The sequence below is a fragment of the Pseudomonas rhizoryzae genome, from assembly GCF_005250615.1.
In the GTDB taxonomy this organism is placed as follows: Bacteria; Pseudomonadota; Gammaproteobacteria; order Pseudomonadales; family Pseudomonadaceae; genus Chryseomonas; species Chryseomonas rhizoryzae.
In genome coordinates this window covers 1-26,768 of the sequence record NZ_SULM01000001.1, presented here as the reverse complement: position 1 = coordinate 26,768, position 26,768 = coordinate 1, and the positions used below count along the sequence as shown (strand labels likewise).

The 26,768-nt window shown below is 66.2% G+C and carries 27 protein-coding genes and 1 pseudogene; 11 read left to right on the top strand and 17 right to left on the bottom strand.

What is annotated here, in order from left to right; all coding sequences use genetic code 11:
- The first annotated feature begins 37 nt into the window (after positions 1-37).
- From FAZ11_RS00135 to FAZ11_RS00105, 7 genes are all read left to right on the top strand, one after another.
- Positions 38-1,180: a methyl-accepting chemotaxis protein gene (locus FAZ11_RS00135; RefSeq protein ID WP_137279301.1), complete on the top strand. Its 1,143-nt coding sequence runs from the start codon at positions 38-40 to the stop codon at positions 1,178-1,180.
- Positions 1,177-1,899: a hypothetical protein gene (locus FAZ11_RS00130; RefSeq protein WP_058761173.1), complete on the top strand. Its 723-nt coding sequence runs from the start codon at positions 1,177-1,179 to the stop codon at positions 1,897-1,899. The genes FAZ11_RS00135 and FAZ11_RS00130 overlap by 4 nt, the downstream gene beginning before the upstream one ends.
- Positions 1,900-1,973: 74 nt before the next feature.
- The gene (gene alaC, locus FAZ11_RS00125; RefSeq protein WP_058761174.1) at positions 1,974-3,215 is read left to right on the top strand and encodes an alanine transaminase; all 1,242 of its coding nucleotides are present in this window, start codon (positions 1,974-1,976) and stop codon (positions 3,213-3,215) included.
- Positions 3,216-3,319: 104 nt separating this feature from the next.
- Complete coding sequence (locus FAZ11_RS00120) at positions 3,320-3,514, top strand: hypothetical protein (protein ID WP_058761175.1); 195 nt, start codon at positions 3,320-3,322, stop codon at positions 3,512-3,514.
- Positions 3,514-4,269, top strand: a complete 756-nt coding sequence (locus FAZ11_RS00115; protein ID WP_137279300.1) for a hypothetical protein — start codon at positions 3,514-3,516, stop codon at positions 4,267-4,269. Before FAZ11_RS00120 ends, FAZ11_RS00115 begins: the two co-directional genes overlap by 1 nt.
- A 117-nt stretch (positions 4,270-4,386) precedes the next feature.
- Positions 4,387-4,902 (top strand): DUF4142 domain-containing protein, encoded by a 516-nt coding sequence (locus FAZ11_RS00110; protein WP_058773732.1) that lies wholly within the window; start codon positions 4,387-4,389, stop codon positions 4,900-4,902.
- A gap of 545 nt (positions 4,903-5,447) precedes the next feature.
- Positions 5,448-6,659 carry a NarK family nitrate/nitrite MFS transporter gene (locus FAZ11_RS00105; RefSeq protein ID WP_058768951.1) on the top strand — a complete coding sequence of 404 codons (1,212 nt, stop codon included), beginning with the start codon at positions 5,448-5,450 and terminating at the stop codon, positions 6,657-6,659.
- 38 nt (positions 6,660-6,697) lie between these two features.
- On the opposite strand, the gene FAZ11_RS00100 is transcribed toward FAZ11_RS00105, so the two are convergent.
- Genes FAZ11_RS00100 through FAZ11_RS00075 form a run of 6 tightly spaced genes read right to left on the bottom strand, consistent with a single transcriptional unit; the run spans position 6,698 to position 14,111 of the window.
- On the bottom strand, positions 6,698-7,270 hold the full coding sequence (locus tag FAZ11_RS00100) for a GNAT family N-acetyltransferase (protein WP_081320053.1): 573 nt from the start codon (positions 7,268-7,270) through the stop codon (positions 6,698-6,700).
- Entirely contained in the window at positions 7,267-7,803 is a 537-nt protein-coding gene (locus FAZ11_RS00095) for a GNAT family N-acetyltransferase (RefSeq protein ID WP_058773733.1), read from the bottom strand. The genes FAZ11_RS00100 and FAZ11_RS00095 overlap by 4 nt, the downstream gene beginning before the upstream one ends.
- The gene (locus FAZ11_RS00090; RefSeq protein WP_058773734.1) at positions 7,800-9,452 is read right to left on the bottom strand and encodes an ABC transporter ATP-binding protein; all 1,653 of its coding nucleotides are present in this window, start codon (positions 9,450-9,452) and stop codon (positions 7,800-7,802) included. The genes FAZ11_RS00095 and FAZ11_RS00090 overlap by 4 nt, the downstream gene beginning before the upstream one ends.
- Positions 9,449-10,906 carry an ABC transporter permease gene (locus tag FAZ11_RS00085; protein WP_058773735.1) on the bottom strand — a complete coding sequence of 486 codons (1,458 nt, stop codon included), beginning with the start codon at positions 10,904-10,906 and terminating at the stop codon, positions 9,449-9,451. The genes FAZ11_RS00090 and FAZ11_RS00085 overlap by 4 nt, the downstream gene beginning before the upstream one ends.
- Before the next feature lie 5 nt (positions 10,907-10,911).
- Positions 10,912-11,889, bottom strand: a complete 978-nt coding sequence (locus FAZ11_RS00080) for an ABC transporter permease (RefSeq protein ID WP_058761182.1) — start codon at positions 11,887-11,889, stop codon at positions 10,912-10,914.
- On the bottom strand, positions 11,886-14,111 hold the full coding sequence (locus FAZ11_RS00075) for an ABC transporter substrate-binding protein (protein ID WP_058773736.1): 2,226 nt from the start codon (positions 14,109-14,111) through the stop codon (positions 11,886-11,888). Before FAZ11_RS00075 ends, FAZ11_RS00080 begins: the two co-directional genes overlap by 4 nt.
- 84 nt (positions 14,112-14,195) lie before the next feature.
- On the opposite strand from FAZ11_RS00075, the gene FAZ11_RS00070 reads away from it, so the two are divergent.
- Complete coding sequence (locus FAZ11_RS00070) at positions 14,196-14,717, top strand: cupin domain-containing protein (protein WP_058773737.1); 522 nt, start codon at positions 14,196-14,198, stop codon at positions 14,715-14,717.
- Positions 14,708-15,532: a GNAT family N-acetyltransferase gene (locus FAZ11_RS00065; RefSeq protein WP_058773738.1), complete on the top strand. Its 825-nt coding sequence runs from the start codon at positions 14,708-14,710 to the stop codon at positions 15,530-15,532. The genes FAZ11_RS00070 and FAZ11_RS00065 overlap by 10 nt, the downstream gene beginning before the upstream one ends.
- 356 nt (positions 15,533-15,888) lie before the next feature.
- Here FAZ11_RS00065 and aroQ read toward each other — a convergent pair whose 3' ends face one another.
- From aroQ to FAZ11_RS00035, 6 genes are read right to left on the bottom strand one after another with little or no spacing between them, the layout of a single operon-like run.
- The gene (gene aroQ, locus FAZ11_RS00060) at positions 15,889-16,332 is read right to left on the bottom strand and encodes a type II 3-dehydroquinate dehydratase (protein ID WP_058773739.1); all 444 of its coding nucleotides are present in this window, start codon (positions 16,330-16,332) and stop codon (positions 15,889-15,891) included.
- 8 nt (positions 16,333-16,340) lie between these two features.
- A complete protein-coding gene (aroE, locus tag FAZ11_RS00055) occupies positions 16,341-17,159 on the bottom strand; it encodes a shikimate dehydrogenase (RefSeq protein WP_058773740.1) in 819 nt (272 codons plus the stop codon).
- Positions 17,156-18,388, bottom strand: a complete 1,233-nt coding sequence (locus FAZ11_RS00050; protein WP_058773741.1) for a CaiB/BaiF CoA transferase family protein — start codon at positions 18,386-18,388, stop codon at positions 17,156-17,158. The genes aroE and FAZ11_RS00050 overlap by 4 nt, the downstream gene beginning before the upstream one ends.
- Entirely contained in the window at positions 18,385-18,843 is a 459-nt protein-coding gene (locus tag FAZ11_RS00045; protein WP_058773742.1) for a MaoC family dehydratase, read from the bottom strand. The genes FAZ11_RS00050 and FAZ11_RS00045 overlap by 4 nt, the downstream gene beginning before the upstream one ends.
- A gap of 8 nt (positions 18,844-18,851) precedes the next feature.
- A complete protein-coding gene (locus tag FAZ11_RS00040) occupies positions 18,852-19,247 on the bottom strand; it encodes a VOC family protein (RefSeq protein ID WP_058773743.1) in 396 nt (131 codons plus the stop codon).
- Positions 19,244-20,194 (bottom strand): ketopantoate reductase family protein, encoded by a 951-nt coding sequence (locus FAZ11_RS00035; RefSeq protein WP_058773744.1) that lies wholly within the window; start codon positions 20,192-20,194, stop codon positions 19,244-19,246. The genes FAZ11_RS00040 and FAZ11_RS00035 overlap by 4 nt, the downstream gene beginning before the upstream one ends.
- A 94-nt stretch (positions 20,195-20,288) precedes the next feature.
- Between FAZ11_RS00035 and FAZ11_RS00030 the strand changes: the two genes are divergently transcribed.
- Positions 20,289-21,197 (top strand): LysR family transcriptional regulator, encoded by a 909-nt coding sequence (locus tag FAZ11_RS00030; protein ID WP_058773745.1) that lies wholly within the window; start codon positions 20,289-20,291, stop codon positions 21,195-21,197.
- A gap of 80 nt (positions 21,198-21,277) precedes the next feature.
- Here the strand turns inward: FAZ11_RS00030 and FAZ11_RS00025 are convergent, their stop codons facing one another.
- From FAZ11_RS00025 to FAZ11_RS00015, 4 genes are all read right to left on the bottom strand, one after another.
- A complete protein-coding gene (locus tag FAZ11_RS00025; protein ID WP_007160292.1) occupies positions 21,278-21,724 on the bottom strand; it encodes an Hsp20 family protein in 447 nt (148 codons plus the stop codon).
- A gap of 129 nt (positions 21,725-21,853) precedes the next feature.
- Complete coding sequence (locus FAZ11_RS24730) at positions 21,854-22,015, bottom strand: hypothetical protein (RefSeq protein ID WP_167497001.1); 162 nt, start codon at positions 22,013-22,015, stop codon at positions 21,854-21,856.
- Positions 22,012-22,596, bottom strand: coding sequence for an alpha-ketoglutarate-dependent dioxygenase AlkB family protein (locus FAZ11_RS00020; protein WP_058773746.1), 585 nt, complete (start codon positions 22,594-22,596; stop codon positions 22,012-22,014). Before FAZ11_RS00020 ends, FAZ11_RS24730 begins: the two co-directional genes overlap by 4 nt.
- Positions 22,597-22,598: 2 nt before the next feature.
- Positions 22,599-22,865: a hypothetical protein gene (locus FAZ11_RS00015; protein ID WP_058761193.1), complete on the bottom strand. Its 267-nt coding sequence runs from the start codon at positions 22,863-22,865 to the stop codon at positions 22,599-22,601.
- Positions 22,866-22,970: 105 nt separating this feature from the next.
- On the opposite strand from FAZ11_RS00015, the gene rapA reads away from it, so the two are divergent.
- Positions 22,971-25,805, top strand: a complete 2,835-nt coding sequence (rapA, locus tag FAZ11_RS00010; RefSeq protein ID WP_058773747.1) for an RNA polymerase-associated protein RapA — start codon at positions 22,971-22,973, stop codon at positions 25,803-25,805.
- Between the two features lie 853 nt (positions 25,806-26,658).
- Here the strand turns inward: rapA and FAZ11_RS25690 are convergent.
- Positions 26,659-26,768 (bottom strand): annotated as a pseudogene (locus FAZ11_RS25690) (IS110 family RNA-guided transposase); the annotation flags it as partial.

Genomic DNA, 26,768 nt, shown 5'->3' with positions numbered 1-26,768 from the left:
GTGGCCGCCCACGGATACCGCGCCTGTTGGAGTCGTCATGGCCGCATCATCCCTCGCTAGTGCTTCACGCTCATCGGTCACACGCCACTCCACGCCGTTGCCAGGTCCATCCTCAAGTCTTGGACTGGGACTGGTGGGTGGCGTCCTGCTGGCAATCCTGGCCACCCTGCTGGCCGCCAATGGTCAGGCCTTCGCGGCAGTCGGCATCCTCGGTCTATTGTTGCTGTTGGCCTGGCGTTGCCAACTGGCACTGAACCAGCGCCACCGGCAGCACCTGTTTTGGCATGCCGAACTCGCCCGGCTGCTGGAGACACCGGCCGACGTCGATCCCGCCAGCCTGCTGGTCGCCGCCGCCGAACGACTGGAGCGCAGCGAACGCATTCGCAGCGAAACGGCCTATACCGGCCAGGCCCTGGCGCAGTTGAGCGCGCAGTCCCGCCAGCAGGGCGATGCCCAGGAGCGCGGCATCGCCATGATCGCCGCGGCAGCCGAGGAAATCGAACGCACCCTGGCCAGCATCAGCTCCCTGGCCGACGCCGCGGGCGAGGCCTTCGCCGACAGCCACGGGCAGAGCCTCGCTGGCCATGCCAGCGCCTGCCAACTGGGCGAAGGCATGGCCTCCATCCGGCATAGCCTGGATGCCACCTCGACCACGGTGAACACCCTGCTCAGCGGTACCCAACACGTGGAGCAGGCCGTGGTAGCCATTCAGCAGCTGGCGCGACAAACCCAGCTACTGGCGCTGAACGCCTCGATCGAGGCAGCGCGAGCCGGCGAACAGGGCCGGGGATTCGCCGTGGTCGCCGAGGAAGTACGCCATCTCGCCCAGGCTACCGATCAGGCGACCCGCAGTATCACCGAGGTTACCGGCACCATCGTGACCGCGATCCGCCAGGTCGCCAGCCAAGTCGGCGAACACGACGGCCTGCTCGGCCACGAGCAGAGCCGTTGCGGGCGTCTGGCCGGCGAGCTGGACGCCATCGCTCAACGCAGTCAGAGCAATCTTGAGCAACTCGGCCAGATGCGCCAGGCCCTGGCCGAACACGGCCAGGCCAATCACGCCTTGAGCGAACAATTGCAGCAGTTGCACCTCGGCGCCCAGGCCTATGCCGAACAGCGCGAAGCCCTGCACGAGCTCACCGACTATCTGCGCAGGCTGACCGGAGGAGTGACGCCATGACCCTGTTAGCCACCCTGCTCATCGCCGCCACGCTGTCCGCTATCCTGGTGGTCGGTTGGAATCGCCTGGAGCGCCGCCGAACCCAGGACTCCAGCCAGGAACTCATCCTGGGCCTGCAGGTGGGACTCGACCTGCTGCAGGGCATCCAGCAACACCGTGGACTCGGCGGCCAGGACAGCCATGAGGCGCAGCAGCGCCGCACGGCCCTGCAGCAGCGACTGGAGCCGCTGTGGCAGCAATGGGCCGATGAAGCGCAATACCGCTGCTGGCAGGAGGTGCGTCAGGCGCCCGCCAACCTGGAGGCCCACTGCCAGTTGATCGAAGCCCTGCTGCAACGCTGGCGACTGTTGGAGTTACGCCTGCGGTCGCTGCATCCCACCCGACCATCCCTGGTGGAACGCTGCCAAGCCATCGAGAACCTGGGGCTGATCCGTGGCCTTGGCGTACGGGCGGCACGCCATCCGCGTTGCCCCCTGGAATTACAGGTGCGCCTGAAATACCTCTGCGAGCAACTGCATAATGGCCCGGTCGAACCCGCACTGGTCCAGACCCTGGAAAGACTGCGCAACGAACTGCTGGAGGCGCCGCTCATCAGGCTTACCCCGGAGGCCTGCTACGCCCTGCTCACACCGCTGATCGATGCCCGCCTGGAAGCCCTGCGCCCCCTGGTGCGTCTCGACGTGACAAAGGGCTCGACAAGCGCAGCGACCTGCGGCTAATGTCCGCTGCAGGTCACCTCCTGTGACCCACGTCGCTCGGACGGTTCCGGGCGCTTACGTACTTCGAGGAACGCATGACTGATTCCAGTCCCGTGCGCCGCTTTGCGCGCATCGATCGCCTGCCCCCCTACGTCTTCAACATCACCGCCGAACTCAAGATGGCCGCTCGCCGGCGTGGCGAGGACATCATCGACCTGTCCATGGGCAACCCCGACGGAGCGACCCCGCCGCACATCGTCGAGAAGCTCTGCCAGGTCGCGCAGCGCGAAGACACCCACGGTTACTCCAGCTCCAAGGGCATTCCCCGGCTGCGCCGTGCCATCTCCCACTGGTATCGCGACCGCTACCAGGTGGAGATCGATGCCGACAGCGAAGCCATCGTCACCATCGGCTCCAAGGAAGGCCTCGCGCACCTGATGCTGGCCACCCTGGATGCCGGCGATACCGTGCTGGTGCCCAATCCGAGCTATCCCATCCATATCTACGGTGCGGTGATCGCCGGTGCCCAGGTGCGTTCGGTGCCCCTGGTGCAGGGCATGGACTTCTTCGCCGAGCTGGAGCGGGCCATCCGCGAGAGCATTCCCAAGCCGAAGATGATGATCCTCGGCTTCCCCTCCAACCCCACCGCCCAGTGCGTGGAGCTGGATTTCTTCGAGCGCGTGGTGGAACTGGCCAAGCGCTACAACGTGCTGGTGGTGCACGACCTGGCCTATGCCGACATCGTCTTCGACGGCTGGCAGGCGCCCTCCATCATGCAGGTGCCCGGCGCCAAGGACATCGCGGTGGAGTTCTTCACCCTGTCCAAGAGCTACAACATGGCCGGCTGGCGGATCGGCTTCATGGTCGGCAACCCCGAGCTGGTCGCCGCCCTGGCGCGGATCAAGAGCTATCACGACTACGGTACCTTCACTCCGCTGCAGGTGGCCGCCATCGCCGCCCTCGAAGGTGACCAGCAGTGCGTGCGCGACATCGCCCTGCAGTACCAGCAGCGCCGTGACGTCCTGGTGCGCGGCCTGCACGAAGCCGGTTGGATGGTGGAGAATCCCAAGGCGTCCATGTACGTCTGGGCCAAGATTCCCGAGCCCTATGCGCACCTGGGTTCGCTGGAATTCGCCAAGAAGCTCTTGGCCGAGGCCAAGGTCTGCGTCTCGCCCGGCCTGGGCTTCGGCGACTATGGCGATGACCATGTGCGTTTCGCCCTGATCGAGAACCAGGACCGCATCCGCCAGGCGGTGCGCGGCATCAAGCAGATGTTCCGCGCCGATGGCCTGCTGCCCCGCACCGCGGCGCGCAAGTCCGGCGTCGAGCCCGCCTGAGGTGAGGAAGGGCGCCACCGTGCCGCCGACCGGCGGCGCGGCTGGCGCTTGCCACGACCCGATGCGCAGGCTATAAGCAGACTAATCGTCTCCAGGGCACCGCCATGCTGAAAGGCCTGTTCAACCTGCTCAAATCGCCCTCCGCGGACGAGCTCAAGCTGGCCGCGAGCATCAACAATTCCTACAAGTCCATGCGCGTGGTCGGTCGCGGCACGGTGCGCATCGATCCGGCGGAAGTCTTCGACTCCCCCGAATTCAAGGAAGACCTTGACCGCGCCCGGCGGCTCATCAACAGCTGATGTTCCTGCTGCTGCTCCTGCCGATCCTGGTCAGTGGCTTTCTCGTCTGTCACAAGCACCCGCTGTACTTCTATCGCCTGCATCGCTACGAAGGCCAATACCTCTATCTGCAGAGCGCTCGCTTTGGACTGTTCTGCACCCTGTTGGCCGTGATCCTGTACCTGGGCATCGCCCAGCTCCTGCAGACTCGCGCCTGGTCGCTGGGCGGCCTGACGTTCTCGCTCGATTACTTCGCCGGCCTGGCCGAGTTGCTACGGCGGACCGGGACACTGGACGATCCGCTGCAAGCCGCCTGGATCCTGCTGGTGACGGTGACCGCGCTGCTCATTCCCAGCGCCTGGGCCGCACTGGCGCGCTTCACCATCCAGCGCAAGTACGGCCTGACCGAAGAGAATTACCGCACCTTCATCCTTGCCGGCATCCTCAAGGACAGCCCGCTGGACGATCTGCTGATGACCGCCTCCATCAACAAGGAAACGCTGATGCTGACCCTGGAGGAGCGCAAGGTGTACGTCGGCCGCATCACCACCCTGGGTGAGCCGAGCGAGACGGAAGGCGCCGACCAGGACGTCTGCATCAAGCCGATCATGAGCGGCTACCGCGACAAGGACAAACTCTGGGTGACCTTCACCACCCATTACGCGGACAAGGGCAAGGACATCTACCTGACCTTGAAACAGAGCCAGATCGTCTCGGCGACGCGCTTCGATTTCGACGCCTATGAAGCGTTTCGCTCAAGCGTAAGCCGCGGCTGACGTGACTTCCAGGGACCTTCAAAGGGAACGTATGACTTTTTAGGCAGGTCCCATTTGCAGGGCGGCCACCCTCAGGGGCCCCCTTCTCATTCTGCCTAGAAATTCAGGAGCACCCTCATGACGCCCATGCTGAAGAAAGCTTCCAGTCTGTCCCTCGCCATCCTGCTGGCCGCCGGTGCCGGTCTGGCCCAGGCCGCCGACAAGCTCTCCCCCGCCCAATTCGTCGACGACGCCTCGGCCAAGGGCATCGCCGAGATCGAGGCGGGTAAGCTGGCGCTGGACAAGAGCCAGTCGCAGGACATCAAGAGTTTCGCCCAGCAGATGATCGACGACCACACCAAGGCCAACGAGCAATTGAAGAGCCTGGCCCAGCAGAAGAAGCTGGAAGTCTCCAGCGACGCCGAGCTGATGGACAAGGCCAAGGCCATGATCCTGCAGGTGCGTGACGACTCCTTCGACCGCTCCTATGCCAACAACCAGGTCATGGCCCACGAGCAGACCATCGCCATCTTCCGTACCGAAGCCCAGACCGGCGATGACGCCGAATTGAAGGCCTTCGCCCAGAAGACCCTGCCGACCCTGGAGCACCACCTGCAGGAAGCCAAGGCGCTGCAGAGCAAGTACGCGAAGTAGCAGCAAGCCTATGATCGCGGCCATGGGCCGTTCCTACAGCGAGTGATGCTTTTGTAGGAGCAGCCGTATCGGCGGACCGCCATGGCCGCGATAAGCAGGAGCAGCGCCGTAGCGTGGAAAACGGCGTAGCCTTTTCCACTGGGAACCTGCGGAGACGCGCGCCCTCACCCCAACCCTCTCCCAAAGGGAGAGGGAGCTATCCGAGCAGGCGTTAGTTTCCATAAGCGTCGGCATGCTTCTGCTCAATCACCGCGCCTCAGGCTTGGTAACAACCGCCCGTTCCTATAGGCCTATGAAGCGCCAATAGAGGGCAACTCTCGGCAACAGCGCCCGATCATTGTGCAGCAGCTGGCTCAGATTAGCCGCCGCGATGCCCTCAAGGACGGTCAATAGCGGGCTTGGCCGACTTGGCGTCGCTCTTGCAATGCCTTGGGCAGCGGTGGCCAACGGCGGTCACCCCAACCGACAAAGGCGTCAGTTCATCTCCCGGCAACGGGCATGGTGACTGGCGCTTTTTTATGTCCGTGACGTGCCCGAGGTGCCCCATGAGTCCCAGTTTCTGGAAAGCCGGCCATGCGCCGACCCTGTTCGCCGCCTTTCTCTATTTCGACCTGAGCTTCATGGTCTGGTACGTGCTCGGCCCGATGGCGGTGCAGATCGCCACCGACCTGCAGTTGACTACCCAGCAGCGCAGCATGATGGTCGCCACCCCCATCCTGGCCGGCGCGGTGCTGCGCCTGATCCTCGGCTTCGTCGCCGATCGGCTGTCGCCCAAGACCGCGGGCATCATCGGCCAGGTGGTGGTGATCCTGGCCCTGCTGGTCGCCTGGAAGTTCGGGGTGCACAGCTACGAGCAGACCCTGCTGCTGGGTCTGTTCCTCGGTTTCGCCGGTGCCTCCTTCGCCGTAGCCCTGCCGCTGGCCTCCCAGTGGTATCCGCCCCAGCATCAGGGCAAGGCCCTGGGCATCGCCGGCGCCGGCAACTCGGGCACAGTATTCGCCGCCCTCTTCGCCCCGGCGCTGGCCAAGGCCTTCGGCTGGACCAACGTGTTCGGCTTTGCGCTGATCCCGTTGGTGCTGACCTTGGCGGTCTTCCTGCTCTGCGCCCGCAACGCGCCGGAGCGTCCTGCGCCCAAGAAGCTGGCGGACTATGCCCGGGCCCTGGGCGACCGTGACAGCTGGTGGTTCATGTTCTTCTATAGCGTGACCTTCGGCGGCTTCCTGGGCCTGGCCAGTACCCTGCCCGGCTACTTCCACGACCAGTACGGCCTGGACCCGGTGACCGCTGGTTACTACACCGCCGCCTGCGTGTTCGGTGGCAGCCTGATGCGCCCCCTGGGCGGTGCCCTGGCCGACCGTATCGGCGGTATCCGTGCCCTGCTCGGCATGTACACCGTGGCCGCCATCTGCATTGCCGCCGTGGGCTTCCACCTGCCCAGCGCGATGGCCGCCCTGGCGCTGTTCGTGGTCGCCATGCTCAGCCTGGGCGCCGGCAACGGCTCGGTGTTCCAGTTGGTGCCGCAGCGCTTCCGCAAGGAAATCGGCGTCATGACCGGCCTGATCGGCATGGCCGGCGGCATCGGTGGCTTCGCCCTCACCGCCGGCCTGGGCGCGGTCAAGCAAGCCACCGGTGACTATCAGCTCGGTCTCTGGCTGTTCGCCGCCCTGGGCATCCTCGCCTGGTTCGGCCTGCTGAGCGTCAAGCGCCGCTGGCGCACCACCTGGGGCTCGGCTGCCGTTACCGCGGCCCGGGTCTGAGACCAACCCGGCGGATGTCCTCCGCCGGGTTTCTTCGTTCAGGGGGCGGGCCGCACATAGCTGGTCAGCACATGATCCCGCCAGACGCCATCGATCTGCAGATAACGCCGGGCCAGGCCTTCGCGCTCGAAGCCCAGGCTCGTCAGCAGATGGGCGCTACGGGCATTCTCCGGCAGGTGGTTGGCCATGATGCGATTCAGGCCCAGCTCCTGGATGACGAAATCCCTTCCCAGCCGTACAGCGTTGCGCATCAGCCCGAGCCCCCGCCAAGTCTCGTCCAGGCCATAGCCCAGGTAGCAGGCCTGGAAACCACCGCGCACGATCTGGCTGAAATTGACCGTCCCTATTACCAGCGGGCCCGCCTTGAGGATCAGGCGCAGCTCCGTCAGCCCCGGTCCACCGGCGCGATAGGCCGCCACCTGCCCCTGCCACTGGGCGAGGGTGAAGAAGGCGTCGGAACGCCGCGGCATCGACAGTGCCAGGTGCTGGCGGTTGCGTCGGTAGTAATCGGCGACCGCGGCAGGATCGGCCAGGGTCAGGTCAATCAGCTCGACCGCCTCGGTCACGGCGAAGCGCGGGGGGTACTGCAGGGGTACACTCAGGCTGCTCATCGCGGGGTGTCCGGCGGAAGTTCGTAGACCCAGGTCGCGCAACGTCCGCCCTCGGGACTCTCACGATCATTTTGCAATATCCGCACCCGCCGGAAACCGACCCGTTCGGCCAGCCGCTGGCTGGCACCATTGGCGGCCGAGGTGGTGAGATAGAGCCCAGCCTTGCCGCGCTGCTCGACGAAATGCCGCAAGGCGCTGCTCATGAAGCCCTGCCCGGCATGCAGGCTGTGCATCCAGTAGCCGATCTCGTAGCGCCGCCCGCCGTCCAGCGGCGTGAGCCCCAGGCAGCCGAGCAACTCGTCACCCCGCACCAGGAAATAGCGCTTCTCGCCCAGCGCCAGGGTGAAGGCGCCACGCGCGGCGAGCAGGCTGTCGCGCGCCTGGGCCACCGTGGTGTGCTCCCGCGCCCAACCGAGGAAGCGCCGATGCTCGGCATAGCTCCAGTTCAGCGCTTCGGCGAAGGCCGCCGCCAGGCGCGGTTGCGGCCATACCAGCTCGAAATCGGCCAGGGCGATGCGCGGCGGAAAATTCATGGCGCCGTCCCGAAGTCCAGTCGCGGCACGGCGGCCAGCAGGCGCTGGGTCATGGCATGGCGCGGGGCACGCAGCACCTGCTCCGCACTCCCCTGCTCGACGATGCGCCCGCCCTCCATCACCGCGATGCGGTCGGCCAGGTATTCGACCACGCCGAAGTTATGGGTGATGAACAGATAGGCCAGGCCCATCTCGGCCTGCAGTTCGCGCAGCAGATCGAGGATCTGCGCCTGCACCGAGACGTCCAGCGCCGAGGTGGGTTCGTCGCAGACCAGCACCTGCGGCTCGACGATCAGCGCCCGGGCGATGGCGATGCGCTGACGCTGGCCGCCGGAGAATTCATGGGGGAAGCGCTGCAGGGTGTCGCCGGGCAGGCCGACCCGCTCGACCAGGGCGGCGGCCCGGCGTTGGCGCTCGTCCAGCGCTAGCTCCGGGCGCAGGGCCAGCAATCCCTGCTCCAGGGTGGCACCGATGCGCATGCGCGGGTCCAGGGAGGCGAAGGGGTCCTGGAAGACGATCTGGATCTGCCGACGCAGCCGTTGCAGGGTGCGGCGATCGGCGCTGAGCAGGTCCTCGCCGCCCAGTCGCGCGCTGCCGCTGATGCGCGGCCCATCGAGCAGCCGCAGCAGCGCCTTGCCGGTGGTGGTCTTGCCACAGCCGGATTCACCCAACAGCGCCAGGGTCTCGCCGGCGTGCAGGTCGAAGGTCACGCCGTCCACCGCCTTGACCCAATCCCGCGTCCGGCCCCAGGCGCCGCGGCGGATCGGGTAATGCACCGCCAGCTCGCGTACCTCCAGCAGGCGCTCGCCCGGCCGGCGCTCGGGCAAGGCACGCGGGGTACCGGCCAGGGTCTGGTCGCGCTTGGCGAAGGTGGGAATGGCGGCGAACAGCTCGCGGGCATAGGGATGCCGGGGGGCCTGGAAGAATTCCGCCGCCGGGGCGCTCTCGACGATTTCGCCATGGCGCATCAGGGCGACGTGGTGGGCCACCTGGCGTACCACCGCCAGGTCGTGGGTGATCAGCAGGATGGCCATGCCCAGTTCGCGCTGGATGTCGGCCAACAGGCTCAGGATCTGCGCCTGGACGGTGACGTCCAGCGCCGTGGTGGGCTCGTCGGCGATCAGCAGATCCGGCTCGGCGGCCAGCGCCAGGGCGATCATGATGCGTTGCTTCTGGCCACCGGAGAATTGGAAGGGATAGTCGTCGATCCGCCGTTCCGGCTCGGGGATACCGACCCGGCGCAACCACTCCACCACCTTGGCGCGGGCCGCGGCGCCGCGTAGCGGGGTGTGGGCCCTCAGGGTCTCCGCGATCTGCTCGCCGATGCGCATCACCGGATTCAGGCTGGTGGCGGGCTCCTGGAAGATGGTGCCGATGCGCCCGCCGCGCAATTCGCGCAGACGCCGCTCCGGCAGCCGATGCAGGTCGGTGCCGGCGAGCAGGGCCACGCCGCGGGCGATGCCCAGCGAAGGGGGCAGCAGCCGCAAGAGCGAGAGCGCGGTGACGCTCTTGCCGCTGCCGGACTCTCCCACCAGGGCGAAGGTCTCGCCACGCTCCAGGGTCAGGGCCAGGCCCTTGACCGCCTGGCGGGTGCCCTCCTCGCCCTCGACCAGAATCTCCAGGTCGCGGATGTCCAGGACGGTGCTCATGGCTGCACCTCACCCTGGCCGGGGCGGCGTCTGAGCCAGGCGGACCTCAGCCGGCGACTGCGTGGATCGAAGGCATCGCGCACGGCATCGGCGAAGAGGTTGGCGGCCAGCACCAGGGCCAGCATGAAGGTGAAGGCGCTCAGCAGATTCCACCAGATCATCGGGCTGCGCGACATCTCGGTACGGGCGTCGTTGATCATGGAGCCGAAGGAATTCATGGTCGGGTCCACGCCGATGCCCAGGTAGGACAGCACCGCCTCGTAGAGCACCAGGCTGGAGAATTCCAGGGTCAGGGTGATGAGCACCAGATAGAAGACATTGGGCAGCAGGTGCCGGCGCAGGATGGTGAAGTGGGAAACGCCGAAGGCCCGCGCCGCCTGCACGTATTCCAGCTCGCGCAACTTGAGCGCCTCGGCGCGCAATAGGCGACACAGCCCGGCCCAGCCGGTGAGGCCGAGGATCAGGCAGAGCATGAACAGCCGCAGGTCGGCCCGCGCCGCGCCGGTGTCGAACAACTCCGGGTGGCGGTCGATGAACACCTGCATCATCAGCACGCAGGCCGCCACCAGCAGCACCCCGGGAATGGAGGTCAGGGTGGTGTAGAGATAGGTGATGATGTCATCCACCCGCCCCTTGAAGTAGCCGGCGGCCAGGCCGAAGCCGATGGCCGGCGGCAGCATGGCCAGGGTGGTCAGGCTGCCGATGACGAAGGCGGTGCGGATGCTCTTGAGCGACTGGTAGAGGACATCGTTGCCAGTGCTGTCGGTGCCCAGCACGTGGTAACCACTGGCCAGGCCGATCACGCTGCCGGCCACCAGACAAACGCCCAACCAGGTCAGCAGGATGGCGCGCCAGGGCGTGGCGGTATGGCCACGGACGATGAGTCCGCAGCGCGCGGCGAAACCGCCTGGTTCGCGCACCCTTGCCGCCGCCAGGGCAGCGGTGGCCAGGGCCGACGCCAGGCCACCGAGCAAGCCGAGGGCCAGCCGCCCGAGCACGTCGCCGCGCCATTGCGTGGCGGGATCGCTCAGCGTCGTACCGGCGTGCTTGAGCCGCGGAAAGTCGCGCAGCGGCTTGCCATCGGGCGACGAGCCCAGGGTTTCCTTGGTGAATTGGTGGGTGGCGAGCGGCGCGGAATAGGTCTTTTCACGCTGGGTGAGCGGGGTATCGGCGAGCAGGCCATCGAGGGCCGAGAGCACCGTGGGCGCATAGATCGGCGCCTGGGCCCCGGGCGCGGCCGGCAGCTGCGGTCGGTAATGCACGGAATCCAGCAGGGCGATGGCGACGAAGCTGGCCAGCACCACGGCGGCGCTCATCGCCGGAGCATCCTGCAGCACCCGGCGCCAGCTGGCGCGCAAGGCGGGCTGACGGCGAGCACGCCAGGCATAGAACAGGGTACCGGCCACCAGCAGGTAGAGAGCGAGATCGGTCCAGAGCAAGACGAATTTCGGCATGGCGGCTACTCGAAGCGAACGCGCGGATCGGCGAGGGTGTAGGACAGGTCCGCCAGGATCAGCCCGACGATGTAGAGCACCGAGCCCAGGAACACCATGGTACGGACCACGGCGAAGTCCTGGCCGTTGATGGCGTCGATGGTGTAGCTGCCGAGCCCAGGGATGCCGAAGAAGGATTCGGCGATCAGGCTGCCCATGATCAGCAGCGGGATGGCCGAGACCACCCCGGTGAGGATCGGCAGCGCCGCGTTGCGCAAGACATGGCGCAGCAGCACCTGGCGCTCGGCCAGGCCCTTGGCACGGGCGGTACGCACATAGTCCTTGCCGATCTCCTCGAGGAACAGCGCGCGATAGAAGCGTGCCTGGCTACCGAGGCCGGAAATCACCGCCACCAGCACCGGCAATGCCAGGAAGCGCAGCACATTCCAGCCCTCCTCGTAGCCCGAATAGGGCACCAGGCGCAGGATCTTCGCGAACAGCCACTGGCCGGCGATGATGTAGAACAGCGAGGAGATCGACAGCAGCAGCACGCAGAGCACCACGCCCCAGAAGTCCAGCCGGGTGGCGCGGAAGAACACCAGCAGCAGGGCGAAGCCGACGCTGGCCACCAGGCCGAGGACGAAGGTCGGCAACGCCAGTGCCAGGCTCGGTCCGGCGCGCTCGACGATCTCCCGGCCGATGTCATGGCCGCTGTCGGAGGTGCCGAAGTCGAACCTCAGCAGACTGACCGACCGATCGAAGAAGAGCGTATCGGTAAACCGCTCCACTCCTTCACGGGTGGTATTAATGAGCAAGGGTTTGTCGTAGCCGTGCTCGGCCTTCCAATCCGCGATGGCTTCGGCGGTGACGTACTTGCCGCCGATGGCCAGGCGCGCCATGTCGTCCGGGGTGTTGACGGTGAAGAACAGCACGAAGGTCAGCAGATTCACGCCGATCAGGATCAGCACGCCATAGGCCAGGCGCCGCAGCAGATAGCCGATCATGGCCGTTCCTCCCGAGCCCTATCGCCAAAGGCGGTCTGGCGCTCTCGGCGCTTGAGGATGCGCCAGGCCGGCCAGACCAGCAGCAGCGCCAGGCCCAAGAGCAGCCATAGCGGCCAGAGCACCGGCTGATTCCACTCCAGCACCTTACGCTCGCGCAGGGTCGGGTCCAGGCGCAGGTAGCGCAGTTGATCGCGGACCATCTGGGTCGGCTTGGCGTTGTACACCCACTGCTGGTAGGCGCCCGCCGACAGCGGATTCCAGCCGAACAGCCAGGGCGCGTCCTGTTGCACGAGGGCGACCATGCGCCGGATCAGGGCGAGTTTCTCCGGGCCGTCGTCGAGACTCTTCATCTGCTCGAACAGCCGATCGAATTCGGGATTGCTGTAGTTGCTGGCATTCTCGCCGCCATGCTTGGCCTTGCCCTGGGGCCCGTAGAAGAGGAAGAGGAAGTTCTCGGCATCGGGATAGTCGGCGTTCCAGCCCCAGAAGAAGATCTGCGCCGCGCCCTTGCGCATCTTGTCCTGGAATCTGTTGTAGTCGGAGCCACGCAACTCCAGCTGGATGCCCAGCTTGGCGGTCTGCTGGCGCATCCAGTCGAACATGGCGCTGTCGCCGCTGGTCTGGGCATCGTATTGCAGGATCAACGGCCGCCCGCTCTGGGCATCGCGACCGTCGGGATAGCCGGCTTCGGCCAGCAGCCGCTTGGCCTCTTCGATGGGGCGCCGCTGGGGCTTGCCATCGACCAGGCGATAGACCACGGGATCCAGCCCCGCGGGGGGCGGCTCGTAGCCGAACACCCCGGGTGGCAGCGGCCCCTGGGCGACCAGGCCATTACCGTTGAGGAAGACGGTGATGTAGCTCTCCCAGTCGAAGGCGATGGACAGCGCCTGGCGCAACTTGCGATTGCGCTCCTGCTGCTCGGGCGTGGCGCCCTGCCCCACCACCGGGTCCAGCCAATTGAAGCCCAGGTACCAGTTGGAGGCTTCCACCGCGGTTGGCAACTTGAGACCGCGCTCGCGATAGAGTTCGGCGGAGTCGGCCGAATCCCCGGCCTTGGTGCGCAGGGCCACGCCATATTCGCCTCGCTCGATCTGCGGGGTGTCGTAGTAGCCCTGGATGAATTTGCCCATCAGCGGCACGGCTTCCTTCTCCAGGCTGAACACCGCCCGGTCGATCAGGGGCATCGGCTTGCCGCAGTCGTCCAGCCGGCCCTGCTCGCGATCAGTGGGCTCGCCCTCACAAGGATAGGGATCGGCATGGTAGTTGGGATTGCGGGCCAGCACGTGACGCCGATTGGGGATGGATTCCACCAACTGGTAGGGCCCAGTACCCACCGGCCAGCTGTTGAAGGACAGGTCGTGGGCGGCCATGCCCGGCTGGTTGTAGAAACGATCCGCCTCCCAGGGGATGGGCGCGGCGAAGGTCATGGCCAGCCAGTAGTTAAATTGTGGGTACTTGCCCTTCACCCGCAGGCGCAGGGTGTGGTCGTCCAGCGCTTGCACCCCAGGCAGGTCACCCTGGCGCAGGTCCAGCCACGGCAATGGCGCGCCCTTGGGCAGACTGGCGCGCAGGGCCTTGTCCTGGGCGCGCAGCCGGTCGCCGAAGGCCTGCATGCCGACCAGGTGCTCGGCGAAGATGCCATAGCTGGGCGAGACCAGCCGTGGACTGGCCAGGCGACGCAGGCCATAGGCGTAGTCGGCGGCGGTCAGGGCGCGGGTGCCGGTCTCGGGAAAGTCGGGAATCTGGTAGCGGTCGGCCAGGTCTTCGGATTTGATCGGAAAGTAGCGGTAGTTGCCCTGGGCATCGCGGGCGAAGGCCGGATGGGGGGCGTAGCGGGCATCGCGCCGGATGGGAATGTCGTAGACGCTCTCGGCGATCTGCGCCGCGGGCGCATCGTCCGGTAGACGCTGACCCTGGGCGTCCAGGTAATAGGGCATTACCACCCGTTCGGCGCCCCGCGGGATCAGTTCGTAGGGCCGCTTGAAATAGTGATAGCCATAGAGCGGTTCGTAGATGTTGTAGGTGAAATTGGTTTCGTCGCCGGAGTAGGAACTGGCGGGATCGAGGTATTTCGGCGAGCGGGTGGTGAAGGCGGTATAGAGGGTATTCTGGCCCTCGGCCCCGGCGCGGTAGGGGCTGTTGATCGGCGTGTCGCTTGGCGAGCAGCCCAAGAGCGAAGAGAAGGCCACCAGCAAGGCGGCTCGTCTGAAGAATTTGGGCATCTCGTTCCTGCGCAAGAGGGGCCTGATGGCATTTCCGCCACAACGGCTAAGCTTGAGCTATTTTCCCGCGAGGTGCAGCACCCCATGCAATCCCGGAAAGATTTCGACAAGATCGCTCATTGGTCCAGCCTGCAGGCTCCCGACAGCCCCGGCTATCCGGACAGTGACGAGCGCTTCTCCTTGGGCGCCGCCTTCGGCCGCCACTTCGGCTTCGCCCGCCTGGGCATCCACCATGAGCTGCTGCCTCCCGGCCGACGCACCTCGCGCCCCCATGCCGAATCCACCGAGGACGAGTTCATCTACGTGATCACGGGCCATCCCACCGCCTGGATCGACGGCCACGCCCATCGTCTCAAACCTGGCGACGGCGTCGGTTTCAAGGCCGGCGACGGCGTCACCCATACCTTCATCAACGAGACCGCGGAGCCGGTGGAATTGCTGGTGGTGGGTGATACGAGCCGCGCGGACAATCGGCTGCACTATCCGCTGCATCCGGAATTCACCGCCAGCCTGGGCGACAAGCAGTGGCGGGACTATCCAGCGCGAGAGCTGGGGCCGCATCCGGGAGTGGCGACGTCACCGTCAGAGGACGCTGGATGCCCCTGAAGCCGCTGCAGCTCCCCGCCTCCATTCGCGCCAATGCCGGACTCCTCACCCAGCTGCAATTGGCACCCGATACCTGCCTGAACTATCAGGAGCGCTGGGTGGGGATTCGCACGCCAGCCTGTCCCGACTACTACTTCGGTAACTACCTGCTGCTGGATCAGCGTCCCATAGCCGATCAAATAGCCGCCTGGTCAGCTGATTTCGAGGACCTACTTGGCAGCCCAGAGCCTTTGGCCCACCGAGCGTTCGTCTGGCCAGAACATCAAGCAGATGGCCCGCCGGCGGATCTGCCTGGCAGCTACGACTATCTGCACCTGGTCTCGATGCGCCTGCCAGCCGATGCCGTACCGCAAGCTCCCGCGCTGCCTGAAGGATTGACGATCCGTCGCTTCGAACAGGCCACCGATTGGCAACAGTGGAATGAACTACAAGCCGAAGTTACCCCAGGCAGCGAACACCCCGAGGCCCACCGGCGCTATCTGGACTACCAGGCCCGGCGCTATCGCTCGCTGTGTGACAGCGGTCTGGGCGATTGGTGGGGTGTCTTCGCTGGCGAGGAGCTCCTGGCCTATCTCGGCCTCTATCGCCTCGGTCATCTGGGTCGCTTCCAGGCCGTCACCACTCGCTCGGACTGGCGCCGCCGCGGCCTCTGCCAGGCCCTGCTCGGCACGGTACTCCAGCAACAGCGCCAGGCGGTGGAGGCCTTCGTGATCGTCGCCGCAGATGAACATCACGCTCAGCGGCTCTATGCCAAAGCAGGTTTCGTCGTGGAGGGTGGGATAGGTACCTTGCTGCGGACGGGTGCGGGTGGTTAGGCAGGTAGCTCTTTCGCTCCAGATGACAGCGAGAATCGCTGCCATAACGGTGATAGAGCGTAGGTTGGGTTGAGACGGCTCCATCGTCGAAGCCCAACATTGCCGGCCCCCGGGGCGATGTTGGGCTTCGCTGCGCTCAACCCAACCTACGACGGCCCGTAGGAGCGGCCGCATCGGCGGACCGCACTGAGCAACGAGTAGAGACTTCACGTGGAAAACGCTGCGCGGTTTTCCACCCTACACAGGCTCTCCGTTACTCCCCCTCTCCCTCTGGGAGAGGGCCGGGGTGAGGGTCGCCCCCACGAAAAAGCCCCGGCATGGCCAGGGCTTCTTGGAAGCAAGACACCAGGCCCCCGCTATCGCCTTGCCTGGGCAGCACTCACTGCCGCACGCAGTGCCAGCAGGTAGCTGTCCACGCCAAAGCCGGCAATTTGCCCCAGCACGATCTCGGCGAAGACCGAGTGATGGCGGAAGCTTTCCCGCGCATGGATGTTGGACATGTGCAGTTCCACCACCGGTACGGTAAGGATCGCCAGGGCATCGCGGATGCCGTAGCTGTAGTGGGTCCAGGCGCCGGCATTGATCAGCACCCCGTCCACCCCTTCCTCGAAGCCGCGATGGATGCGCTCGACCATGTCCCCTTCGTGATTGGTCTGGAAGCTTTCCACCGCGACGCCGAGTTCCGCACCCAGGGCGGCCAGCTTGGCGTCGATCTCGGCGAGGGTCACGGTGCCGTACTGCACGGGATCGCGCTTGCCGAACATGTTGTGGTTGATACCGTGCAACATCAGGATCTTCATGGGTCCGCTCACTGCAGAGGAATGGTCAGTTGGTCGATGACCGGCCGGGTCTCGGGGCGCACGCCGCGCCACCAGGCGAAGGCTTCGGCGGCCTGCTCCACCAGCATGCCCACGCCGTCCGCCAATTGCGCCACGCCCCGCTCCTGCGCCAGGCGCAGGAAGGGCGTCAGCCCCTTGCCATAGGCCAGCTCGTAAGCCAGCCCGGCCTGATCGAACACACCCGCCGGCACCGGCGGCAATTCGCCGACTAGGCTGGCCGAGGTGGCGTTGATCACCAGGTCGAAGCGCTCCTCTTCCAGCGCCTCGTAGCGGCTCACGCGTAGCAGCGGATGGCCAATTTCCTGGGCGACTCCGGCGGCCTTCTGCTCATCGCGATTGACCATCACCAGCTCCGCCGGTCCGGCCGCGAGGAAGGGCAAGAGCGCACCGCGCACGGCACCACCGGCGCCCAGTAGCAACACCCGCTTTCCGGCCAGAGGCTGGCCGAGGTTGACCTCGATGTCGCGCAGCAGACCGATACCGTCGAAATTCTCCGCCAGGATGCGCTCACCCTCGAATTTCAGCGCATTGGCCGCCTTGGCCAGGCGCGCTCTTTCGCTGGGCTCGGTGGCTAGCTGGAAGGCCTGCAGCTTGAAGGGTGCCGTGATGTTCATGCCCCGCCCACCCTGGGCGCGAAAGCGCTGCACGTCGCCGGCGAAATCCTCCAGCGAGCCTTCGATGGCACCATATTCCAGGTCCTGGCCGCTGGTCGCGGCGAACAGGCCATGGATCAGGGGCGACTTGGTGTGGTTGATCGGACGGCCGATCACCGCGTACTGGTCGGTCATGCCGGCATCTCCTGGGTGAAGAGCACGCCGTCGGCCTGCAGCCGGGCGATCTCTTCCTCGCTATAGCCGAGGCTCTGGGCCACGGCGGCGTTGTGCTGGCCGAGATCCGGCGCCACCTGGTGGATGGTGGTGTCGCACTCGGAAAAGCGGAATGGCAGATTGGGCAGGCGCAGGGTGCCGTAGCGTGGATGCTGCTGCTCCTGGATCATGCCGCGGGCCTTGATCTGCGGATCGTCGATCACCTCATCGATGCGCTGCACCTTGGCGCAGGGCACGTCGATCTCGTCGAGCAGCGATAGCAGCCGCGCGACCGGATTGGCCGCCACCCAGGCCTTGACGATGGGCAGGATGGCTTCGCGATGGGCATTGCGGCCGGTGGAAGTATGGAAGCGGACGTCGCCGCCGAAGCCTGGTTGCCCTGCGTCCTGCTCGACCAACGCGGCGAAGCGCTTCCAGGCCTCGTCCACCTGGGCGGCGATCACCAGATCGCCGTCCTGGGCGCGGAACACGCCATAGAGCGTCGAGGTGGGCATGTCGTGACCGGTCTGCTGCGGCAGGATCTCGCCGCCGGACAGGGTGTAGCACTGCACGGCGTATTCGTGCATGGACACCAGGGTGTCGTAGAGCGCCATGTCGATGTGCTGGCCGCGGCCGCTGGTGACCCGGCCGAGCAGCGCCGCGTTGATGGCGGCCACCGCATGGGCGCCGGTGTACATGTCGCCCAGGGAAATCCGCAGCAGCGGCGGCGCCTCGCCGGGCGTGCCGACCATCTGCATGATGCCGCTCTTGGCCTCGGCGATCAGGCCGAAGCCGGCGCGGTGGGCATCGGGCCCGGTATGGCCGTAGGCGGAAATCGAGCAATAGACCAACCGCGGATTGCGCGCGGACAACTCTTGGTAACCCAGGCCGAGCTTGTCCAAGGCGCCGGGACGGTAGTTCTCGATGAAGACGTCGGCACTGTCGCACAGCTGCTGCATGAAGGCCTTGCCGCGTGGGTCCTTCATGTTGACGCTGACACCCTGCTTGCCCATGTTGAGTTGCAAGAAGTAGCCGCTCTGGCCATTGTCCAGGACGAAGGCGTGCTGGCGGCCGGCATCGCCGCTACCGGGGCGCTCGACCTTGATCACCTCGGCGCCCAGGGCCGCCAGGCAGCGCCCCACGTAGGGGCCAGCGAGGAAGTGGCTGTAGTCGATGACCCTCAGGCCTTGCAGCGGAAGAGGCTGGCTCATAGGGCACCCTCCCGCCGCGGCACCATCAGCCGGTGCTCGCCGCGCTGGACGACCTCGCCCTTCTGGTTGATCAGCTCCGAGGGCAGCACCACGATGCCCCAGCCCGGCTTGCTCTTGCTCGGTCGCATGGACCCGACGCGCAGCTTCACGTGCAACTCGTCGCCGACGCGGATCGGCAGGAGGAAATCCCAGGTCCAGCCCAGCGACATCCCTGGCAGGAAGCGATAGTCGCACTGGGTTTTGAGTCCATCGGCGATGGACAGCCCCATCAGGCCATGGGCGACCAGGCCACCGAAGTGGCTGGCGTTGGCATAGGCCTCGTCGACGTGGACCGGCGTGTGGTCGCCGGTGAGGTCGGCATAGGCCAAGATGCGTTCCTTGGTGACCTTGTAGCTGGGGGTGATCGCCTCATCGCCTTCGCGGGCGTCCTCGAAGTATTTTTCTTGTACGGTCATGGTCGCTGTCACTCGGTTTGCCGGGCATTGACGGCCAGGGCGTCGTGCACGGCGCTGGCGGGCACGGCCTGGATGAATTCCAGCGCCAGGCCATCGGGCAGGCGCAGCCAGTTGTATCCCTGGGGCATTTCCTCCACCCCCTCGAAACGGCGCGCGGCGGCCAGGGCGGCGTCGAGGTCCTCGCACATCAGCCCCAGGTGGCCCAAACGGCCCTCGGGGCCGGCGAAGTCCGGCTTGCTCATGAACTGCATGCCGCCCAGCGTCCAGTACTGGGTGGGCTCCTCGAGCGTGCCATGCACCTCGCGCAGGGTCATGCCGAACACCTCGTGAAAGAAACGGATGTGCCAGTGGATGTCCTTCACCCAGATGGCCACGTGTTCCAGATAGGCCTTGGGAATGCTCATGGTGTGGCGTCCTCTTGTTGTCTATCGGCCAGGGCGCGCTCGATGCCCTTGATGCAGGCGACCAGCGTGGCATTGACCGGGGTCGGTACGCGGTAGTGCTGGCCGAGCCGCACCACCGCGCCATTGATGAAGTCGATTTCGGTGATCGAGCCCTTTTGCAGACTCTGCAGCATGGAGGTCTTGAACGAGGGCGGCAGCCCTTCACGCGCCAGTTGCCAGGCGGCTTCCGGCTCCTTGAGCCCCAGCTCGACCCCGGCGGCGCGGGCCACCGCGATGGCCTCGGCCACCGCCTGCAAGGCGGTATCACGCAAGAGCGGTTCGCTGTAGAGCTGGCCGTAGGTGAGCTGGGTGATGCCGGTGAGCGCCCCGGTGGCGACGTTCACCTGCAACTTGTCCCACAGGGTGCCGAGGATGTTGTCGCTGACCGTGGTGGCGAGCCCCGCGCCGGCGAAGGCGTCGGCGACCGCCTGCACCCGCGGCGTGAGCTGGCCGTCGAGTTCGCCGATGATGGTCTGCTTGCCCGCCACCCCACTGCGGATCCGCCCCGGTCCGAGCAGCACCCCACCGACGTAGGTCTTGCCGGCGATCACCCGCTCGCGGCCGACGATCTCGGCCAGCAGCTCTTCGTGGCCGAGGCCGTTCTGCAGCGACAGCACCAGGGTCTGAGTACCGACCAGCGCCAGCGCCTGGGTCATGGCCTCCACGGTGGCGAAGGACTTGACCAGCACCACCACCAGGTCGACCACGCCGACAGCGCTGGCATCGTCCGTGGCCTGCACCTGGACGACCCGGTTGCCCTCGGCGGCCTCGATCGCTAGGCCCGCGTGGCGGATCGCCTGGATATGGGCATTGGGTCGGTTGAGCAGCCAGGTGTCGTGCCCGGCCTCGCTCAGCCAGGCACCAAAGGTGCTGCCGAGCGCGCCAGCACCCAGGACGCAGATTTTCATAGGGGATAGGGCTCCTTGTTTTGCCGCTACCCTAGGCTCGCGCGCCCTATTGAGCTATACAAAGAGATCAATCCGGCCATCAGGAATTCTGATAATGCTCCCGACGGAGGGCCTTCCCGAGCCCAAGCTGTTGATGCTGTTCGAGGTGCTCTACAGCACCGGCAGCGTGACCCGGGCCGCCGAGCAACTCGGCCAGAGCCAGCCCACCATCAGCCTCTGGCTGGGCAAGTTGCGCCAACAGCTGCGCGATCCGCTGTTCGTGCGCACCCCCGGCGGCATGAAGCCCACGCCCCAGGCCGAGGCGCTGATCACCCCCTGCCGCGAGGTGCTGGAATCCCTGCGCCGCCTGGTCGCCTGGGAGGTGGCCTTCGATCCCGCCACCGCCCAGCGGCTATTCCGCCTGTGCCTGAGCGATGCCAGCCATATCACCCTGCTGCCGCGCATCCTGGCACACCTGCGCGAGGTGGCGCCCGGCGTGCGGCTGGAGATCGCCCGGATCGACGGCAACACCGAGCAGGCGCTGGAGATCGGCGAAGCGGACCTGGCAGTCGGCTTCATCCCCTGGCTGGGCGGTGGCATCTATCAGCAGGTGCTGTTTCCCCAGGACTGGGTCTGCCTGGTCAGTGCCGAGCATCCGCGCCTGCAGAACGGCCTCACGGCGGCGGCCTACGCCCAGGAAGGTCATGTGCTGGTCAGCGCGGGGACCGGTCAGAAGCTGCTGGAAGCGGGACTGGTCCGCGCCGAGGTGCAGCGCCGGATCGTCCTGGAGCTACCCGGCTTTCTCGGCGTGGGCGCGGTGGTCGGCAACTCCGACCTCATCGTCACCCTGCCACGCCACATCGGCACCACCCTGGCCACGACCTATGGCTTGAAGCTCCACGAGTGTCCGGTGCCCATCGAGGCCTTCGCGGTCAAGCAGCACTGGCATGCCCGCTATCACCAGGACGCCGGCAACCGCTGGTTGCGTGGCGTCTTCGTCGAGCTGTTCGGGCGGAGCCGCTGATCTTTTAGGGCTTTCTCCCAGCTGAAACGAAGAAGCCCCAGCACGGGGCTGGGGCTTCTCTGGGCAGGACGCCTGGACGATCAGTTGTCCAGGGCCGGGCGCTGGCCGGCAATGGCGATGCGCTTGGGCTTGGCTTCTTCCGGGATCACCCGTACCAGCTCGATGCTCAGCAGGCCATGCTTGAGATCGGCGCCCTTCACCTCGATATGGTCGGCAAGGCGGAAGGACAGCTTGAAGGCACGTTGGGCGATGCCCTGGTGCAGGAAGGTCACGCTCTCGGCGCTGTTTTCGCGCCGACCACCCTTTACGGTGAGCACGCCACGCTCGACTTCGATTTCCAGGTCATCTTCCTGGAGACCGGCGGCGGCGATCACGATGCGATACTGGTCGTCACCGTGCTTCTCGACGTTGTAGGGCGGATAGGAGCTGCCAGCGTCGTTGCGCAGGGCGGATTCGAACAGGTCGTTGAACCGGTCGAAGCCGACGGAATGACGGAACAGCGGGGCCAGGGACAGTACGTTGCTCATGGTGAATCTCCTGATAGGTTCAGCAAGTTTCGGTATTGCCTGCGGGACCCGACTTCGGCATCCCGCACGAACCTAGATAGGAACCCCCCACAAAATTTCAAGGGCGAATCCCGACGAACGGTAGTGCCCCTATTTCTTCTTCGGCTTGCGCTTTTTCTGCTTTCCCTTGGCCAGCGGCAGCGCCTGCTCGAAGGCCGAGCGCACCTCTTGCAGGCGGCGCTCCTTGAGGTCGTGGATGCGCTTGCCGCGCTCGGTGGTGAAGTCGATGAGGTTGTTGCTGTCGTCGCTCATGGGGCTATCCAACGAAAGGTGAGATTCAGCCGCAGCCCGCTAGCCTTGCGAGTCTTGGCGATCTGATGCTGCCAATGATGCTGGGTCGCGCCGGCCATGACCAGCAGGCTGCCGTGACCCAGCTCCAGGGAATGGCCGATGCGGCTGGTGCCCTTGCGGCGAAAGTCGAAGCGCCGGGCGGCGCCCAGGTTGAGCGAGGCGATCAGCGGATTGCGGCCGAGACTGGCCTCGTCGTCGCTGTGCCAACCCATGGAGTCCTGGCCGTCGCGATAGCGATTGAGCAGCACGCCGTTGAAGGCCTGGCCGCTGGCCGCCTCGACTTGGGCACGGATGAGCTGCAAAAGGGGCGTCCAGGGCAAGGCGGCGTGATCCAGGCCGGCATAGCCGTAGACCACCCCGGGATCGGCATACCAGGCGACCTGCCGCGGCACCGGGTGCCAGCGATTGAACACCCGCACCTGTGGCTGGCTCCAGGGCGTTTCGGCTTCCAGTTGTCCTAGCCAGGCGTCGGCGGTTTCCGGCGGCAGCCACTGCGGGTGGAAGCGCAGCTCGGCATCGGCCAGGTTCGGGACCTCGACCATAGCTAGACCCGCAGATCCACCTGGGCGCCCACCTGCTCGGGCTCTTCCAGCACCTGGGCGCGCTCGACGCCGAGTCCCTGGCGCAGGGCTTCGCGCTGGCGCCGCCGTCGGCGCGCCTCACGATCCAGGGTGGCTTCGTCTTCCAGGGGGGCATGGGCCGTCTCGGCCGCGGGCTCCACCGGCGCTATCGGGGCGACCGCAGGCCTTACCGGCGCCGGGTCCAGTTGGTTCGGCGGGGTCACGCCAGGGGGCGGAACGATGGGGATCATGACGGGGACCTCGAATTCGCGGACTGCGGCAAAGAGCGCGTTAGGCTTCTGACTCCGCTTTCGCTAAAATAGCCGGCTTTTTGATAGCTGGGGAGAAGCTTCCACATGGCGTCACATCAACCGGGACAACGCTGGATCAGTGACAGCGAGGCCGAACTGGGCCTGGGAACCATCCTGGCCCTGGACGGCCGCCTGCTCACGGTGCTCTATCCAGCCACCGGTGAGACACGCCAGTATGCCCAGCGCAATGCGCCCCTGACCCGGGTACGCTTCGCGCCGGGCGACGAGGTGACCCATTTCGAGGGCTGGAAGCTGACCGTGCGCGAGGTCTCCGAAGAGGATGGCCTGCTGACCTACCACGGCTTCACCGCCGAGCGCGAGGCGCGCAGCGTGCCCGAGGCCCAGCTGTCGAACTTCATCCAGTTCCGCCTGGCCAGCGACCGCCTGTTCGCCGGGCAGATCGATCCCCTGCCCTGGTTCGGTCTGCGCTATCACACCCACGAGCACCGCAACCGCCTGCTGCAATCCAGCCTCTGGGGCCTCGGCGGCGCCCGCGCCCAGCCGATCCCGCACCAGTTGCACATCGCCCGCAGCGTGGCCGACCGGGTCGCGCCGCGCGTGCTGCTGGCCGACGAAGTGGGCCTGGGCAAGACCATCGAAGCCGGCCTGGTGATCCACCGCCAACTGCTCAGCGGGCGCGCCAGCCGGGTGCTGATCCTGGTCCCGGAAAATCTCCAGCACCAGTGGCTGGTGGAGATGCGCCGCCGCTTCAACCTGGAAGTGGCGCTGTTCGACGCCGAGCGCTTCATGGCCAGCGAAGAGGGCAATCCCTTCGAGGACGCCCAGCTCGCCCTGGTCTCCCTGGACTGGCTGGTGCGCGACGAAAAGGCCCAGGATGCCGCCTTCGCCGCCGGCTGGGACCTGCTGGTGGTCGACGAAGCCCACCACCTGGTCTGGCACCCCGAGGGCGCCAGCCGCGAATACAGTCTGGTCGAGCAACTGGGCGAGGTCATCCCCGGCGTGCTGCTGCTGACCGCGACCCCCGAGCAACTGGGCCAGGACAGCCACTTCGCCCGCCTGCGCCTGCTCGATCCCAGCCGCTTCCACGACTTCGCCGCCTTCCAGCAGGAGTCCCAGCACTACCGCCCGGTGGCCGAAGCCGTGCAGGAACTGCTCGACGCCGGCGCCCTGAGCCCGGCCGCCCAGGACGCCATCGGTGGCTTCCTCGGCCAGGAAGGCGAGACCCTGCTGAGCGCGGCGGCTGCCGGTGATGCCGACGCCCGCGCCCGCCTGGTGCGCGAGCTGCTGGATCGCCATGGCACCGGCCGGGTGCTGTTCCGCAATACCCGCGCCGCGGTCAAGGGCTTCCCCGAGCGCGAGCTGCATGCCCATGCCCTGCCCTTCCCGGATGCCTACTTGGACGAGGGCGTCATGCCCGGCCAGTCGCTGCAGCCGGAAACCGAATTCGCCCCGGAAGACGACAACGACCGCTGGTGGCGCCACGACGGCCGCGTCGAGTGGCTGATCGACACCCTCAAGGCGCTCAAGCCGCACAAGGTGCTGGTCATCTGCGCGCGCATGGAAACCGCCCTGGACCTGGAAGACGCCCTGCGGCTGAAATCCGGCATCCCGGCCACGGTGTTCCACGAGGGCATGAGCATCCTCGAACGTGACCGCGCCGCCGCCTACTTCGCCGACGAGGAATTCGGCGCCCAGGTGCTGATCTGCTCCGAGATCGGCAGTGAAGGCCGCAATTTCCAGTTCGCCCATCACCTGGTGCTGTTCGATCTGCCGGCCCACCCGGACCTGCTGGAGCAGCGCATCGGCCGTCTCGACCGGATCGGCCAGCGCCACACCATCCAGCTGCACGTGCCCTACCTCGAAGGCAGCCGCCAGGAGCGGCAATTCCAGTGGTACCACCAGGCGCTGAACGCCTTCCTGGCCACCTCGCCGACCGGCAGCGCCCTGCAGGCGCGCTTCGCCAGCGAGCTGGCGGAGCAACTGGCCGGTGGCGACGAAGCCGCCTGGCAGGCCCTGCTGGAACAGGGTGCCCAAGCGCGTGCCGCCCTGGAAGCCGAGCTGCACAATGGCCGTGACCGCCTGCTGGAACTCAATTCCTCGGGTGCCGGCGCAGGCGAACAACTGGTCGAGGACATCCTCGAACAGGACGACCAGTTCGCCCTGCCGATGTACATGGAAGAGCTGTTCAACGCCTTCGGTATCGACAGCGAAGACCACTCCGACAACGCCCTGATCCTCAAGCCCAGCGAGAAGATGCTCGACGCCGGTTTCCCCCTCGGCGACGACGAAGGCGTGACCATCACCTACGACCGCAACGTGGCCCTGGCCCGCGAAGACATGCAATTCCTGACCTGGGAGCACCCCATGGCCCAGGGCGGCATGGATTTGGTGCTGTCCGGTTCCATGGGCAACACCGCCGTGGCACTGATCAAGAACAAGGCGCTCAAGCCGGGCACCGTGCTGCTGGAGCTGATCTACGTCAGCGAGGCGGTGGCTCCGCGCGCCCTGCAACTGGGTCGCTATCTGCCGCCGCTGGCGATCCGCTGCCTGCTGGACGCCAACGGCAACGACCTGGCCGCCCGGGTGGCCTTCGAGACGCTGAACGACCAGTTGGAAAGCGTGCCGCGCACCAGCGCCAACAAGTTCGTCCAGGCCCAGCGCGACTCCCTGGCCAAGCTGATCGGCGGCGGTGAAGGCAAGGCCCTGCCCCGCCACGAGGAACGCGTCGCGGCCGCCCGTCATGCCTACCTGTCGGGCATGGACGAGGAAATCGCCCGCCTGGAAGCCCTGCGCGCGGTCAACTCCAGCGTCCGCCAGGACGAGATCGACCGCCTGCGCCAGCAGCGCGAAGAAGGCCTGACCTACCTGGACAAGGCCTCGTTGCGCCTGGAAGCGATTCGGGTGTTGGTGGCGGGGTAAGGCCTGTCGCTACCGTTGCGCTTCGCTAGCGCTCACCCCAACCTACGAGGCGTTACCCGTAGGTTGGGGTGAGACAGCTCCATCGTCGAAGCCCAACACGCCGTACCTGGCGGATCATCCTATGTTGGGCTTCGCTCCGCTCAACCCAACCTACAGAACTCCTGCCTGAGCGTTATGCCGTAGGTTGGGCTGAGACGGCTCTATCGCCGAAGCCCAACATGCGGAGTCGCGACCGGATCGCGTTGGGCTTCGCTGCGCTCAACCCAACCTACGCGGCTATCACACTGCCGGGGTCACGCTGCCGTCCATCACGATGTCCTGCATGGTGAAATGGCTGGCCGGAACTGTAGCGTGGAAAACGGCGCAGCCTTTTCCACTGGGGCTTTGTGGCAAGGGACGCCCTCACCCCAACCCTCTCCCGAGGGGGGAGGGAGCTATTCGAGCAGGCGTTCAGCTTCTTCTGCCCCGGCAAGCTCGGGATCGGTCGCCGCGCCGCGCCGTAGGTTGGGTTGAGACAGCTCTATCGTCGAAGCCCAACAGCCGGAGTCGAACCCGCCGCGTTGGGCTTCGCTGGCGCTCAACCCAACCTACGCGGCTATCACACTGCTGGGGTCACGCTGCCGTCCATCACGATGTCCTGCATGGTGAACTGGCTGGCCGTAACTGTAGCGTGGAAAACGGCGTAGCCTTTTCCACTTGGCTCCCTAGCGAGGGGCGCCCTCACCCCAACCCTCTCCCGAGGGGGGAGGGAGCTATTCGAGCAGGCGTTCAGCTTCTTCTGCCCCGGCAAGCTCGGGATCGGTCGCAAGGCAAGCCGTAGATACCATCTCTCCCACCAATCACAACAGGTCTTCTAAAGGGCCTGTCGTGGTTGATATGGTCGCTGCGTCTTGAGCACGCCATAGGCGATCTGCAGCAGCTTACGCATGGCCGCGCCTAGGGCACTCATCCGGGGTTTACCGC

What these genes read in the sequence shown, in the direction of transcription:
- FAZ11_RS00135 (WP_137279301.1), top strand. Translation starts at nt 38, where the DNA reads ATGGCCGCATCATCCCTCGCTAGTGCTTCACGCTCATCGGTCACACGC.
- FAZ11_RS00130 (WP_058761173.1), top strand. Translation starts at nt 1,177, where the DNA reads ATGACCCTGTTAGCCACCCTGCTCATCGCCGCCACGCTGTCCGCTATC.
- alaC (WP_058761174.1), top strand. Translation starts at nt 1,974, where the DNA reads ATGACTGATTCCAGTCCCGTGCGCCGCTTTGCGCGCATCGATCGCCTG.
- FAZ11_RS00120 (WP_058761175.1), top strand. Translation starts at nt 3,320, where the DNA reads ATGCTGAAAGGCCTGTTCAACCTGCTCAAATCGCCCTCCGCGGACGAG.
- FAZ11_RS00115 (WP_137279300.1), top strand. Translation starts at nt 3,514, where the DNA reads ATGTTCCTGCTGCTGCTCCTGCCGATCCTGGTCAGTGGCTTTCTCGTC.
- FAZ11_RS00110 (WP_058773732.1), top strand. Translation starts at nt 4,387, where the DNA reads ATGACGCCCATGCTGAAGAAAGCTTCCAGTCTGTCCCTCGCCATCCTG.
- FAZ11_RS00105 (WP_058768951.1), top strand. Translation starts at nt 5,448, where the DNA reads ATGAGTCCCAGTTTCTGGAAAGCCGGCCATGCGCCGACCCTGTTCGCC.
- FAZ11_RS00100 (WP_081320053.1), bottom strand. Translation starts at nt 7,270, where the DNA reads ATGAGCAGCCTGAGTGTACCCCTGCAGTACCCCCCGCGCTTCGCCGTG.
- FAZ11_RS00095 (WP_058773733.1), bottom strand. Translation starts at nt 7,803, where the DNA reads ATGAATTTTCCGCCGCGCATCGCCCTGGCCGATTTCGAGCTGGTATGG.
- FAZ11_RS00090 (WP_058773734.1), bottom strand. Translation starts at nt 9,452, where the DNA reads ATGAGCACCGTCCTGGACATCCGCGACCTGGAGATTCTGGTCGAGGGC.
- FAZ11_RS00085 (WP_058773735.1), bottom strand. Translation starts at nt 10,906, where the DNA reads ATGCCGAAATTCGTCTTGCTCTGGACCGATCTCGCTCTCTACCTGCTG.
- FAZ11_RS00080 (WP_058761182.1), bottom strand. Translation starts at nt 11,889, where the DNA reads ATGATCGGCTATCTGCTGCGGCGCCTGGCCTATGGCGTGCTGATCCTG.
- FAZ11_RS00075 (WP_058773736.1), bottom strand. Translation starts at nt 14,111, where the DNA reads ATGCCCAAATTCTTCAGACGAGCCGCCTTGCTGGTGGCCTTCTCTTCG.
- FAZ11_RS00070 (WP_058773737.1), top strand. Translation starts at nt 14,196, where the DNA reads ATGCAATCCCGGAAAGATTTCGACAAGATCGCTCATTGGTCCAGCCTG.
- FAZ11_RS00065 (WP_058773738.1), top strand. Translation starts at nt 14,708, where the DNA reads ATGCCCCTGAAGCCGCTGCAGCTCCCCGCCTCCATTCGCGCCAATGCC.
- aroQ (WP_058773739.1), bottom strand. Translation starts at nt 16,332, where the DNA reads ATGAAGATCCTGATGTTGCACGGTATCAACCACAACATGTTCGGCAAG.
- aroE (WP_058773740.1), bottom strand. Translation starts at nt 17,159, where the DNA reads ATGACCGACCAGTACGCGGTGATCGGCCGTCCGATCAACCACACCAAG.
- FAZ11_RS00050 (WP_058773741.1), bottom strand. Translation starts at nt 18,388, where the DNA reads ATGAGCCAGCCTCTTCCGCTGCAAGGCCTGAGGGTCATCGACTACAGC.
- FAZ11_RS00045 (WP_058773742.1), bottom strand. Translation starts at nt 18,843, where the DNA reads ATGACCGTACAAGAAAAATACTTCGAGGACGCCCGCGAAGGCGATGAG.
- FAZ11_RS00040 (WP_058773743.1), bottom strand. Translation starts at nt 19,247, where the DNA reads ATGAGCATTCCCAAGGCCTATCTGGAACACGTGGCCATCTGGGTGAAG.
- FAZ11_RS00035 (WP_058773744.1), bottom strand. Translation starts at nt 20,194, where the DNA reads ATGAAAATCTGCGTCCTGGGTGCTGGCGCGCTCGGCAGCACCTTTGGT.
- FAZ11_RS00030 (WP_058773745.1), top strand. Translation starts at nt 20,289, where the DNA reads ATGCTCCCGACGGAGGGCCTTCCCGAGCCCAAGCTGTTGATGCTGTTC.
- FAZ11_RS00025 (WP_007160292.1), bottom strand. Translation starts at nt 21,724, where the DNA reads ATGAGCAACGTACTGTCCCTGGCCCCGCTGTTCCGTCATTCCGTCGGC.
- FAZ11_RS24730 (WP_167497001.1), bottom strand. Translation starts at nt 22,015, where the DNA reads ATGAGCGACGACAGCAACAACCTCATCGACTTCACCACCGAGCGCGGC.
- FAZ11_RS00020 (WP_058773746.1), bottom strand. Translation starts at nt 22,596, where the DNA reads ATGGTCGAGGTCCCGAACCTGGCCGATGCCGAGCTGCGCTTCCACCCG.
- FAZ11_RS00015 (WP_058761193.1), bottom strand. Translation starts at nt 22,865, where the DNA reads ATGATCCCCATCGTTCCGCCCCCTGGCGTGACCCCGCCGAACCAACTG.
- rapA (WP_058773747.1), top strand. Translation starts at nt 22,971, where the DNA reads ATGGCGTCACATCAACCGGGACAACGCTGGATCAGTGACAGCGAGGCC.